The organism is Kiloniella sp., from assembly GCF_965205715.1.
GTDB lineage: Bacteria > Pseudomonadota > Alphaproteobacteria > Kiloniellales > Kiloniellaceae > Kiloniella.
The window spans coordinates 444,920-458,233 of record NZ_CBDBHW010000006.1; the positions used below are offsets into that span (position 1 = coordinate 444,920).

Annotated in this window: 11 protein-coding genes; 3 read left to right on the forward strand and 8 right to left on the reverse strand. The window is 45.6% G+C overall.

Annotated features, from left to right (window positions below; genetic code table 11):
* Nucleotides 1–4: 4 nt before the first annotated feature.
* Together ACOGW3_RS06855 and ACOGW3_RS06860 are read right to left on the reverse strand one after the other, a co-directional pair.
* Nucleotides 5–2,380: a CoA transferase gene (locus ACOGW3_RS06855; protein ID WP_419902479.1), complete on the reverse strand. Its 2,376-nt coding sequence runs from the start codon at nt 2,378–2,380 to the stop codon at nt 5–7.
* Nucleotides 2,381–3,613 carry an ISL3 family transposase gene (locus ACOGW3_RS06860; protein WP_419901077.1) on the reverse strand — a complete coding sequence of 411 codons (1,233 nt, stop codon included), beginning with the start codon at nt 3,611–3,613 and terminating at the stop codon, nt 2,381–2,383. It abuts the gene before it with no gap.
* Between ACOGW3_RS06860 and ACOGW3_RS06865 the strand changes: the two genes are divergently transcribed.
* On the forward strand, nt 3,600–3,734 hold the full coding sequence (locus ACOGW3_RS06865; protein WP_419902285.1) for a hypothetical protein: 135 nt from the start codon (nt 3,600–3,602) through the stop codon (nt 3,732–3,734). The two genes, ACOGW3_RS06860 and ACOGW3_RS06865, sit on opposite strands and share 14 nt — an antisense overlap.
* Nucleotides 3,735–3,740: 6 nt before the next feature.
* Here the strand turns inward: ACOGW3_RS06865 and ACOGW3_RS06870 are convergent, their stop codons facing one another.
* Nucleotides 3,741–4,973, reverse strand: coding sequence for an ISL3 family transposase (locus ACOGW3_RS06870; protein WP_419901077.1), 1,233 nt, complete (start codon nt 4,971–4,973; stop codon nt 3,741–3,743).
* A gap of 70 nt (nt 4,974–5,043) precedes the next feature.
* Nucleotides 5,044–5,322, reverse strand: a complete 279-nt coding sequence (locus ACOGW3_RS06875) for a CoA transferase (RefSeq protein WP_419902286.1) — start codon at nt 5,320–5,322, stop codon at nt 5,044–5,046.
* Between the two features lie 79 nt (nt 5,323–5,401).
* On the opposite strand from ACOGW3_RS06875, the gene ACOGW3_RS06880 reads away from it, so the two are divergent.
* The gene (locus ACOGW3_RS06880; RefSeq protein ID WP_419902287.1) at nt 5,402–6,259 is read left to right on the forward strand and encodes a LysR family transcriptional regulator; all 858 of its coding nucleotides are present in this window, start codon (nt 5,402–5,404) and stop codon (nt 6,257–6,259) included.
* 29 nt (nt 6,260–6,288) lie between these two features.
* Here the strand turns inward: ACOGW3_RS06880 and ACOGW3_RS06885 are convergent, their stop codons facing one another.
* Nucleotides 6,289–7,233 (reverse strand): LysR substrate-binding domain-containing protein, encoded by a 945-nt coding sequence (locus tag ACOGW3_RS06885; RefSeq protein ID WP_419902288.1) that lies wholly within the window; start codon nt 7,231–7,233, stop codon nt 6,289–6,291.
* Nucleotides 7,234–7,587: 354 nt separating this feature from the next.
* Entirely contained in the window at nt 7,588–8,982 is a 1,395-nt protein-coding gene (locus ACOGW3_RS06890; RefSeq protein ID WP_419902289.1) for a PLP-dependent aminotransferase family protein, read from the reverse strand.
* A 120-nt stretch (nt 8,983–9,102) separates the two neighbouring features.
* Here ACOGW3_RS06890 and ACOGW3_RS06895 point away from each other — a divergent pair, with 120 nt between their 5' ends.
* A complete protein-coding gene (locus tag ACOGW3_RS06895) occupies nt 9,103–10,071 on the forward strand; it encodes a threonine dehydratase (protein WP_419902290.1) in 969 nt (322 codons plus the stop codon).
* 12 nt (nt 10,072–10,083) lie between these two features.
* Here the strand turns inward: ACOGW3_RS06895 and ACOGW3_RS06900 are convergent, their stop codons facing one another.
* Nucleotides 10,084–10,752 carry a hypothetical protein gene (locus ACOGW3_RS06900; RefSeq protein ID WP_419902291.1) on the reverse strand — a complete coding sequence of 223 codons (669 nt, stop codon included), beginning with the start codon at nt 10,750–10,752 and terminating at the stop codon, nt 10,084–10,086.
* Between the two features lie 1,117 nt (nt 10,753–11,869).
* Entirely contained in the window at nt 11,870–13,303 is a 1,434-nt protein-coding gene (phnY, locus tag ACOGW3_RS06905) for a phosphonoacetaldehyde dehydrogenase (RefSeq protein WP_419902292.1), read from the reverse strand.
* Between the last annotated feature and the right edge of the window lie 11 nt (nt 13,304–13,314).

The window sequence follows — 13,314 nt, forward strand, 5'->3', positions numbered from 1 at the left end:
TCATTTAGTCCGGCATATACTGATCACTCCATTTATCCGCGATAATTGAGCTGTCTATCAAGTCATTAATTTCATGATCGGAATAGTCCAATTCTCTCATAATCTCCCGTGAATGTTGCCCATACTTGGGAGCCGTAGCCGGGAAGATTATGCCTCTCGATTGAGGACGAATTGCATTAGGCGCTACCAGGTCCACCGTCTTGCCACAAGGATGTGACGCGTTGCGCGTAAAAGCCGTAGTGGGATTGAACAAATCCACATCGCCTTTACTTTCACAATACAAATTCCGTGCCCTTACTCCGGCCATGCTGTCCAGCTTCAAGGCACCGACATCCACTGACTGTAGAGTTTTGACCCAATAATCACAGCTCTGTTGCGCAAAAGTCATCTCTAGAAAGGCTTCTCGTCCACCAACAGCCAGCGTGGCAAAATCCGCAAGTTCTTTAACACTTGATAATCTACCTATCTGTTTTTCTTCGACGGCAAAGAAGAACCAATCATCTGATGCCCGATAACATCGGTACAGCGCATGGGCCCCTTTGATATGACGCCCCGAAGGTTCGTTAAAGGGGCTGCGACCTTCGAAATCATACATAAAGGGGATCTGGATTAACTGCCCAGCCGCCGCCAATGAAGATCTGGCGAGATCACCACCGCCTCCATTTGCCCCCTTAACCAAGGCAACACCGATAGCAAGGGCAGCACAATAGCCGCCGAGGACATCAATTGTGCCAAAATGAGCGTGCTCTTCCGGTGTCTCTATACTGCCTCCAAACCGGGCCATAATTCCTGTTGTCGCCTGAACCAGATCATCGTACCCCGGGTACTCACTCCTTGGGCCCCTTTTAGGTCCGCCATAAGCATCAAACTGGCATAAAATAATTTCTGGATTGATTTCCTTCAACTCGTCGTAACTGATACCGAGGGATTCCAATTGCCTGTCCATTGCATTTATGGTGACAACATCACTATCCTTCACCAACCGCACTAACAATTCACGACCTTCCGGCTTTTTGATATCTGCCAGAAGACTTCTTTTTCCACGGTTAGCCTGCATCCCAAATACAATGGAATTCCAGGGGTCGAGCATAGGCTTCACGGGATTTAAGCTTATGACTTCTGCACCAAAGCGGGATAGGAGACTGGCAATGGTCGGTCCCGCAATAACATTGGTCAAATCCAAAACTCGAACACCTGATAAATACTCCCTATTGGTCTCTGCCTGATCAACAAATTTATCTTTGACCTCACTCGCTTCCCAAACATCTAGTGCAGACAGGATCTCATCACGATCTGCATTCAATTCAGGAGCAGGCGACTTAATAACCACCTCTTTGTTATCACTTCCCAGCCAGGAAACATTTCCAGCAACCCGCATCCGGCCATAAACAGCATCGTCCAACTCCAGGATAAGGCCAGAAGTCAATGCGTGATCAGAGGATATCCAATCTTTTGTCATGCGGTGCGCTGTTCCAGGCACCCCATTTTCACCAAAGATTGTTTCCCACTCCTCGGCCGTTTTGGACAGGAACGCCTGCTTCATCGTAGATGAAACAAGCTCTGCCCATTTCCCGGTCAGGGGATAGGCCAGCAGGGTACATTCCGGATCTTCTTTCCACTCAGACATTGGCAGGTAAGGATCGTCCATTGGGACTCCTGCAGCCTTTATTTCATCCCAAATGCCTAACAACTCAAGGGCACGAATTGGATGGCGCGTATGCGAAGAACAAACGGCATAAAATGGCTTTCCATCGGCACATATATATGTGCGATAGAAGGGGTCCAGATATTCCTGTAGTGCCTCATAAGACATATTCATCGGCTCACCAGAACTACGCCGGCGATCAATCTCACGCTCCCGTCTTGACTTATATCGCTCAGGAAGATCCTCAACATGCATGGCGTTATAGGCCAAGCCTTCCATGAGCGCGGCGGCAAGTGGGACCTCGATAACATCCCCACAACCACTCGACTTTCGAGAGAAGAGTGCAAAATTTACTGCTGCAGCGGGGAGAACAGACGCATATGCAGAAGCCAGCGTTAACGGGGAGAAGGAAGGGTTTATCCCCATCAACACCCGGTTCAAACCCATATCGGTGCACTGACCTACCGATGCAGCAACGACGCCTTCCCATGCCTGTACACAAGACAACTCTTCATCTCTGGATGAAAACCCAGGCAAGGACAAATACACCAAACCTTGGTTTTCTCGGGTTAATTCGTCACTTCCCAATCCAAGTCGATCCATTACACCTGGGCGAAAATTTTCGATCAGGACATCAGCTGATCTTACCAGCCTTTTGGCAACAGCCAGATCTTCTTTGTTTTTGAGATCCAACGCTATGCTTTTTTTGGCACTTCTCCGCTTTGTTGAGTAGATTTAGGATTTCAAATAGAGCATAGATTGATTATCTGGAATGGATGATTGTCTAATTTTGAGTTTGAAGTATTCGGTATCCTTGATGCCTCTGGCTCGCTTACGGATCATTCCTATACTGACATTACCAGCCTCTATCCTGGCGCTTGTGAGCTTGTGTTTGGCGTAGTTGCAGATGCCCACACAATGTTTCCGTAGGGATTTCGCGAACTTTTTTAGATAGAGCATCTGTGACTGATCTGCTATCAGGCACCAACGTTCCAGTTGCTCCGCCATCGCCTCAAATGAAGCGGCACTCCACAGCAGCTGAAGCTGTTCTTTCAAGACGTAAAGTGCATTCAGGTTGCTATTGCTCTCCAGCAACCTTTGCAGCTTGTCACTTTGTTTTTCACTCAACTTATCCGCATTTTTGAGCAACAGATAATGTGTCCCTTTCATCAACTCTTTACCACTTGGATCGGCCTTTCTGAACTCAAGTCGACGCTGATTATGGATAGCTTTGCTGTAGTTTTTCATGACGTGGAAACGGTCAAATACTATGTCGGCCAACGGCAAGGACTCTCTGACAGCCTTTTGGTAGGCAGGCCCCATATCCATCGCTACGGCCTTTATTTTGCAGGCTGTATCTGGTTGCAGTTGTTTCAAAAACCTTGAAAAAACCTCGGCAGTTCGGCCTGCTTCAACCCAGATCAGATGACCGCCAACCATATCGTAGACCACCGTCATGTAGTCATGACCTTTCGCCCGGGCAACTTCATCTACACCAATATATTCCAAGCCAGTTAGCTCTGCAGGATCAAGCGTAGGGAGAGTTTCAATAAGGTATGCCCTGTCGATATTCTTGACCGTTTCCCATCGTATATCCAAATGTCTGGAAACCGCTTGAATAGACATATGCCGACATAATCCACTGATCAGTCGGCAAAATCGGTGAGTGAAACGGCACCCTTTATCAACAAAATCACACCCCTCAATGCGGCGTTCGCCCTTGTTAATATAAACCTGCGCCAGCTCAATCTCGACCACACAAGGATACCCAAAAAGGGGGATGTCGTTTACTTGTCGGCGGACATGCTGGTTGATGCTTCCCTTCTGGCCTGTAGCAGGGTCTATAGCCCTCCTACGCGCGTCTCGGCTGCAGTGAATGACAATCTTAACACCGCCGTCATCCAGTTTAATTTCATTTACACGTTGCCCTTTGAGGCCTAAAATATGCTGCGAGATGTTGATTGTCATATACCTGCTCTATGTAAAGTTATCAGAAACCATACATATCAACAGGTTACTTGGCGGTCGGCATCTTTTTCTACTCAACAAAGCGGAGAAGAGCCACCATGGCTCTTCTCCGCTTTGTTGAGTAGATTTAGGATTTCAAATAGAGCATAGATTGATTATCTGGAATGGATGATTGTCTAATTTTGAGTTTGAAGTATTCGGTATCCTTGATGCCTCTGGCTCGCTTACGGATCATTCCTATACTGACATTACCAGCCTCTATCCTGGCGCTTGTGAGCTTGTGTTTGGCGTAGTTGCAGATGCCCACACAATGTTTCCGTAGGGATTTCGCGAACTTTTTTAGATAGAGCATCTGTGACTGATCTGCTATCAGGCACCAACGTTCCAGTTGCTCCGCCATCGCCTCAAATGAAGCGGCACTCCACAGCAGCTGAAGCTGTTCTTTCAAGACGTAAAGTGCATTCAGGTTGCTATTGCTCTCCAGCAACCTTTGCAGCTTGTCACTTTGTTTTTCACTCAACTTATCCGCATTTTTGAGCAACAGATAATGCGTCCCTTTCATCAACTCTTTACCACTTGGATCGGCCTTTCTGAACTCAAGTCGACGCTGATTATGGATAGCTTTGCTGTAGTTTTTCATGACGTGGAAACGGTCAAATACTATGTCGGCCAACGGCAAGGACTCTCTGACAGCCTTTTGGTAGGCAGGCCCCATATCCATCGCTACGGCCTTTATTTTGCAGGCTGTATCTGGTTGCAGTTGTTTCAAAAACCTTGAAAAAACCTCGGCAGTTCGGCCTGCTTCAACCCAGATCAGATGACCGCCAACCATATCGTAGACCACCGTCATGTAGTCATGACCTTTCGCCCGGGCAACTTCATCTACACCAATATATTCCAAGCCAGTTAGCTCTGCAGGATCAAGCGTAGGGAGAGTTTCAATAAGGTATGCCCTGTCGATATTCTTGACCGTTTCCCATCGTATATCCAAATGTCTGGAAACCGCTTGAATAGACATATGCCGACATAATCCACTGATCAATCGGCAAAATCGGTGAGTGAAACGGCACCCTTTATCAACAAAATCACACCCCTCAATGCGGCGTTCGCCCTTGTTAATATAAACCTGCGCCAGCTCAATCTCGACCACACAAGGATACCCAAAAAGGGGGATGTCGTTTACTTGTCGGCGGACATGCTGGTTGATGCTTCCCTTCTGGCCTGTAGCAGGGTCTATAGCCCTCCTACGCGCGTCTCGGCTGCAGTGAATGACAATCTTAACACCGCCGTCATCCAGTTTAATTTCATTTACACGTTGCCCTTTGAGGCCTAAAATATGCTGCGAGATGTTGATTGTCATATACCTGCTCTATGTAAAGTTATCAGAAACCATACATATCAACAGGTTACTTGGAGGTCGGCATCTTTTTCTACTCAACAAAGCGGAGAAGAGCCCTTTTTTTACCCCGGTTGAGCACTCTTGCAGCAGGAGAATTCCATTTCGGCCCATCAAGGGGGTCAATCCGAATAACTTCAGCGCCCTGATCCGCCAGCATCATCGCAACCGCCGGACCCGCGATATACTGACCAAAATCGATTACCCGATACCCACTCAAAGGACGCTGTGTCATTTCTTTCCCCTCATCCGAACAAATTAATGCAATAGCTTTATCAGGATGAGTTTTGGATTGGATAGCTCCAAATTTCATTCAGGTTGTTCATTATTTTTTGACAGCTATAATCCCTAATAAATAACAAATTATCTGTAATGGTGAAAAGAACCCGCCTATGGATTTACATTCTGTACGTACTTTTTTGACTCTGGTTGAAACTCACAATTTCAGGGTCGCCTCTGAACAACTCAACCTGACGAAATCTGCGGTTAGTGCACGTATAAAACAGCTTGAACAAGTATTACAGGTAACGCTTTTTCAGCGCGGGCAGGATGGGGTGCATTTAACACCTGCCGGTAAAAAATTTTATCACCATGCCATGGCACTCAAACAATGCTGGGAAAAAGCGCAAAAAGATGTCCGCTTGGGAACAGATATTGAAGGTCACATCAGCCTGGGTATTCACAGTGCAATGGCAGAAGATATCCTTCTCGACTGGCAGGGTATGATTAGACAACAACATCCCCATATTTCTGTTCATGGGGAAGCAGACTATTCCACAAACATCGTCCAGATGGTTGCCAATGGCTTATTGGACATAGGCGTTATCTACATTGCGGAAACAAGGCCAGGGCTTTCAATAGAACGTCTATTCGACGATCAACTTGTATTGGTTTCCACTGATCATCTTTATTTGAAGGATATTGAGCCGGCAAATTACCTATATTTGGATTGGGGCAGCGGTTACACCTCATGGCACGCGGAAAACCTCCCCAAACTTGAACAAGGGCCAGCCTCGCTTGGCTTAGGTTCATTGGGTTTAAATTACCTTCAAAAATTCAGGGGGTCGGCATATTTGCCTGCCAGATTATTGAGAAATCGCCCCTTAGATGCTCAAATCAATGTTGTTAAAGACGCACCAAGTTTTAAGAGATCCGTCTACGTCACATATCCAACAAAACCACACGATAAAACATCACAAAAAATAGCCTTAAAAGCGCTAAACGAAATTGTACATGTCCTCGCTAATTAACAAATAGGAAGTGCTGTAATTAAAGGAACTTAATATACGATCGCCCCATTTTCTCGGCGCTCTTTTATCGCGATTTCTTCTTTAGCATAGTGCTCTTTGATTTCTCCGAGTATCCAGTCGCGAAATTTACGGATTTTGGGAACATTGCGCCTTGCCTTTGGATAAACCAACCAATAGCCATGATCATCGTGACACACCCGTTCAAAAGGCTGGATCAAACGCCCGCGGTTAAGTGTATCGCGATAAAATGCAGGTGTAAGGATCGCGACCCCTTGCCCAGACTTAGCTGCTTTCGCTTCTAGAGTTTGTGTCCCCATTCGGCTGCGGGGCTTACATTCAAGTTCATCCGAAGGTGTATCCATGGCATCGAACCATATTTTCCACCAGGGATCTGAAGGATCGATAAAGGGTAATTTCAAGAGATCACTTGGATGTTTGATACCTCCGATGGAATCCGCTAATTCGGGACTGAGCATGGGTGAAAATTCAGCAGGCACAAGTAGATGTTTTTCCAAACCCGGCCAATCCCCTTTACCTGCACGGATTGCAAGATCAAACTCTTCACGTGCAAAATCGACAAGAACAGGTGAGGTATCGAGACGAACGGCAAGATCTTCGTGTTTAAATTGAAACTTACCTATGCGTTCGGCCAGGAAATTTGCCGCAAATGTATTCACCAGCGTAATAGATAGCAGCCCCTGACTGGTATCATCGGCTTGAGCGAACGCCCCTCGTAAGAGCTCAAAGGCCTCACTCACCACAGGAGCTAGACGCACCCCTGTTTCGGTCAAGCTCACTTGCCGTGGCTTACGCAAGAAAAGAGGCGTGCCAACCCGCTCTTCCAAAATTTTAATTTGATAGCTCACCGCTGCCTGGGTCATGCCCAACTCTTCCGAGGCGCGGGTAAAGCTACAGTGTCTTGCGGCAGATTCAAAAACACGAAGTGAGGAAAGCGGGGGTAGTTTAGTTGCCATTATACATAAAATCTCCTTATGCATAGTAATCATAATTTAGTTGGAAAACCAAGCCAAGAAATCGCAAGTTAAGCTCATCAAATAAACAACCCTATTTAGGGAGAGTGAAAATGACTTTAGCAAACACCCCTTGTGAAAAACAATACATCCCCACATCATCCAAAAGTGGATTAAGTCTTCGTCCTCTAAATATCCTTTTAAAATCAATATTTAAAAAGAAAGACAAAAAACGCATAACCAAATTTCACGATCTTCATCATTTCTCAAACCATCTGAAGTCAGACCTTGGAATATGTGATATTCGCCCACCCTTAAAATAATGATTTTAAATATGGCAAGAAATTGATGAACAGGTTATTTATCGTTCAAAAACACATCACGGCATTGAACAAGCTTATCCAAAGCGTGACTTAACACAGTCCTGCTTTCAGGTGCCGTTAAACAAATACGGATACAATCTGTCTCTTGCCTCCCGGCGGCGAAGAAACTGTCTGGTACAACCTCCACTCCCCCGGCTCGTAGCTTTCTCGTTGCCTCTGCCGAAGATACCGAGGTCGACAACCAGAGATGTGGACAAGGTGTGCGATCCCAACACACTGCCCCAAGCTCTCTCAATCTTGATTTAGCAAGGTTCCACCGCCTTTTAACTTCGTGCCTTTGCCAATCAGCCCTGGTGAAGGCACGATCTTCTTCAATCCACATGCAAGCCAATTCGATCATAAAGGGGCTCATGGACCAGTTGGTGGCATGAACTTCTAAACGAATAGGGGCAATCCAACGTTCCAGCCCGCTGAGAAAACCAAACCTGAGACCTGGGGCAACTGTTTTTGATAGGCTAGAAACAATGACACTGTTGTCTGGCAAATCTAAAGCTAGTGGCGGCATCCCGCTAAGTGCGCCATAAACATCATCTTCAATGATTAGGAGATCATGGTCCCTTGTTATTTTGGATATAACTCTGCGCCGATCCTTAGACATAATAGACCCAGTTGGATTTTGAAGGTTCGGGACGAGAACTGCGATTTTTGCCCCGCTGTTTCGAATCGCGACTTGATAAGCCTCAGGAATTATTCCCTCTGCATCACAAGCTATTGTGTGTAGACGAAGACGCAATTGACGGGCAACGGCCTTCATACCAGGAAAAGTATGTTCTTCTACCAGCACTGTTGCACCGGGTTCACACAAAGCAAGCAAAGTTGCCAAAAGACCTTGTTGCGCCCCTGCACACGGTACAATTTGTCTGGGCTCAACTTCATGACCGCGCCAGGACAACCACTTACTGCTTGCTACTTGTGCTCGAGCTAAAATTTCAGGTGAATGATAAGACAAAGCTTCAATTCCAGCGCCTTTACCAAGAGCTTCCTTCAAAAGGCTTGATGAGTCCTTATCATCAGGATGGCGAGCGGGAAGGTTCGTCGAGAGATCGATCAAACTACTAGGCTCAGTCTTTTTTAGGGCAAAAAGTTCAGCTTCTCGACTGGTCGCAAGCACGAAGGTCCCTCGCCCCACTTCACCTCCAATCAGATAGCGACGCGTTGCTTCCTTATAGGCCTGAGTGATTGTGCTGACATTTACTTTTAGTTCCCATGCAAGGTCACGATGGGTCGGAAGCTGATCTCCTGGGCACAGTTCACCCGCACGTATCGCGCGGATAATGGCGTCTACAACTGCGAGGTATTTAATCTGGATTGAAGGATTGAGTTCAGGTTTCCACACTGTACCAACTTTTCTGATTACATTGTCACCCACACAATATTAATATTGAACCATACAATCAAGTTGATAAGGTCAATAGCACTCTTCTTAGATATCGGCGATCACGACATCAAAGAGGATACGAAAGAGACTTATCAATGAATTGAGAAATAAATGTTTACGAAAGAGCAAATAGAACGCGCGGCAAATTATATTTATCAATACATGTCCGCGACCCCACAATACAGCTGGCCACAAATCAACAATCGCGTGGGATGCTCAGTTGTCGTCAAACATGAAAATCACACCCCAATAGGAGCCTTTAAAGCCAGAGGAGGCCTAACCTTTGCCAGCTGGCTTCGAGCAAACCACCCGAATGTCGAGGGTATAATTACAGCTACCAGAGGCAATCACGGGCAGGCACAGGCCTTTGCAGCTGTTATGGCTGGGATTAAGCCTGTTGTTTTGGTTCCACATGGCAATTCTGTTGAAAAGAATAATGCAATGCGTTCCTTTGGCGCAGAACTCATTGAGTATGGTAATGATTTTAATGAATGCCTGATCGAAGTTTCAAGACTGGCGAAAGAGCGGAATCTATTTATCGTTCCACCATTCCATGAACAAATTATGTTGGGCGTCGCGACCTATGGACTGGAGCTATTCTCCGCCGCTCCTGATCTTGATCGTGTATATGTCCCAATTGGATGTGGCTCTGGAATATGCGGGACGATCACAGCCAGAAATGCTCTCGGCCTCAAAACCGAAATAATCGGGGTTGTATCCAATCAATTTTCCGCTGCAAAAAAGTCATTTGAAAGCGGGACTATCACAGGTACAGGCCCAGCCAATTCATTTGCTGATGGCATGGCCGTTCGCGTCCCCGTACCAGAAGCCTATTCGATATATTCTGAAGGTGCGGAACGTATTATTGAAGTCAATGACGATGAAATCGCTGAAGCCACTAGGATTTACTTCAAAGACACACACAATGCAGCCGAAGGAGCCGGCGCCGCATCGCTTGCTGCGGCTTTGAAAGAACGTGATCAGCTCAAGAACAAAAAGGTCGGCGTTATTCTAACAGGTGGCAACATCGATACGGACACTTTCCGCCAGATACTGGCAGGTGAAACGCCAAAGCCATAGGTAAAGGAAATTCTAGTTAGTCATTTCGATAGTTTGGCTGGGTCCTAGATGAGCAAAAGGTGTGTGCGATCGAAGGTAGGAGGAAAATAATTCCATGAAGGGCGTAAATTCAGAACCCAGATAATGATATAGCGGAGCTGCCATTATCCTTTCCCCCAAATAAGGTGGTTTCGCAAATTCATTATTTGATATCCGATGCTGAACCGCAAGATCGGAACATAGGAAGCCGCCCAACTCCCCTTCTTCGTATGCTTTAAAAACTTCATCCAGGCTTTTAAAGACCTTGCCACGACGTCCTGCCATGTATTTTTCATTCCAAATTAAACCGAGGACATAGCCCGTTGGAAGACTTTCATGCATACCTTTATCCGGGTGCAACCATATTGACCCGGTAAGAGTAAAAAGAGGTAATTCAGAGCGTACAAAATTTCGGCTATAACGGGGCTCGACACCCTTTATGCGATACATCTCACCATCAACACTACCATTATTAAAAGAAGCAATCCCTCTACGGCCCGGGAACTTATTTATAGCGGTAGTACAGCCGAGATCTTTATATACCTCGAGCAGGATTTCTTTACTTATCTCAGCAAGGGTGCTGTCACTCAGTACTGCAATCCTTTTCGGACACTGCAAACCCTCTTGGCTGTAACCTGCAAAGCTATAACCAAAAATTAACACCAAAGATCCAAGTAAGAAACAAAACCGTTTCATATAAAAGCCTTATACCCCCGTATTTCGGCTTTTATATGTTAAACCAAACAGCCTTAAGCTTTTGTTAGTATTTTAAAATAAATTTTTAAAAGTAAGTTGTTATGCATTGCCTACATGAGATCACAAGCTCTTGTAGAACGTCATGTAAAAAGGGAATGGACTATTATTAATACAATAAGAATATCGAGATACTTAAAGGTATCGAGTAGAAGAAAATCTATCCGTGACGCTCATTAACCTATTGTAGTATAAGGGATATAAAGAAAAATGGGCTACAGCAACAGCTGCAGCCCAAGTTTAGCTAACCTGACACAAACACCTAAAATGTCAAGCCGCCTTCCAATTCCTGTAATAACCCAATTTACTATGTTTAGGCAACGGGTAAGTTATTTTAATCTTGGAATAAGTTCTTGATGACAATGATCAAGACAATATCTGAAATGGCTCTAAACTCGTCACAAAACAAATACAGTAAAACCCTAGCGCTTCGTCAATTATATTTATGGGGTTCTGTTAAATTGTACAATTCAACGATTAACATAATATTGCACAATTTAATACCAAGTAAAACTTGGGACACTGAACCACTATTATTACCCTCTCCAAGATAAACACAGGCAATACCAACCCTGATAGCCCTTAAAACCCCGCTCCGTTTTTATGACGTCCTCTCAGAGGCTGTCTTCGATTTAACGACGGGTTTCGGCATTCATAACCCGACTTGTTGCTTCGCCAAGCTCTATACGTTTTATAGGTCTGGCAACACACACATCCATTCCGGTTTGAACTTAGAGAAATTATTGGTATCTATGAGTTGTCAGATACAATTCGACGAATGACATGCGTTACTTCTGAGGCACTCAATTCAGGCCTTTGGACAAACTTAGTATAAAACAATAATCGACCCCCAAGAACTCTGATCATGCGCATAAAAAAAGGGAGAGCATATGCTCTCCCATAAGTGAATTTATCAGACCTTTTCAAGTCTCCCATCTTTTAAGATTATGGGCCACAACCAAACCAACCTAACGGTTGCGGGACAAACCTTTCAGCAAGGTTACTTATAGATCCGACGCGCTATGACTTAAAGCCAAGGCAGGGAGTAAGTTTTGATATTGGTATAGCTCTTCATGGCTTCGATAACGCCTTCTTTGTAGCCGAGGCCGGAATCTTTGATGCCACCAAATGGAGACATCTCGATACGGTAACCCGGTACTTCCCAAACGTTTACCGTTCCGGTGCGTAGCTCTTTAATAAAGCGCTGAATGTACTTGAAGTTATCAGTACAAACCCCAGAAGAAAGACCGAAAGCCGTTGAGTTAGAAACCCGGATGGCATCGTCGATGTCTTTGACACGGATAATCGGAATTGCTGGACCAAAGGTCTCTTCTCGAACCAACTCACAGTCATAAGGCACGTGATCAACGACAGTCGGTGGATAAAGCGCACCTTCGCGGTTGTTACCATAAAGTAATTTGGCACCAACTTCGACAGCTTCGTTCACCCGACGTTCGAACATTTTTGCAGATTGCTCGTCAATAACACAGCCAAGATCGGTTTCAGGATCCATAGGATCGCCGTATTTGATCTTTTGTGCTTTTTCGAGAACCAATTTAGTAAAGGCATCTGCGATTTCTTCAACAACCAGAATACGCTTCACAGCAGTACAGCGTTGACCAGAGTTTTTGGTCGCACCAGCTACAGCTAATTCAGCCGCTTTATCTAGATCAGCGTCTTCCATCACGATCAGTGGTGCATTGCCACCGAGCTCGAGAACTGTACGACGATAACCTGCGTTTTCAGCAATGTATTTACCAACCGGCACACCACCAGTGAAAGTCACCAGTTCAATGTTTTTGTTGGTGATGAACTCATTACCAAGATCCTCAGGAAGGCCAGTGATAATGGTCAACATCTCTTTAGGAAGACCAGCCTCATAAATGATGTCAGCCAGGATCAAAGCCGTCAGAGGGGTTTTCTCTGTTGGCTTACAAACGATGCAGTTGTTTGTGGCGATCGCTGGCGCAATTTTATGCGAAATCATGTTCAAGGGATGATTGAACGGGGTAATCGCGGAAATTGCTTTCAAAGGCTCACGCTCGGTGAAGATCTTACGTGATTTACCATGTGGTGTGATATCACAGGAGAAAATCTCGCCATCATCAAGAATACACATCTGGCCCGCCAGTGTGTAAACGTCGTAAGCACGACCGACTTCGTAGAGAGAGTCCTTCTTACAAAGGCCGGACTCTGCTGTGATGATATCCGAGATTTCCTCTTTACGTTCGTTCAAGATCTCTCCTACACGGAAGAGGATCTGCTGACGCTCGTAACGGGTAAGTTTTGATTCGTAGTTTGCCGCAATTTCAAATGCTTCTTTGGCATGTGCAGTAGTACCACGAGGCACAGTCCCGATCACCTCGTTTGTGTAGGGATAGTGGACGTCGATGCGGCCTTCGGTATCAACTTTCTTACCAGCGATACGCATTGGCTCATGGCCAACAATCTTTACAGACATTTTATTATCCT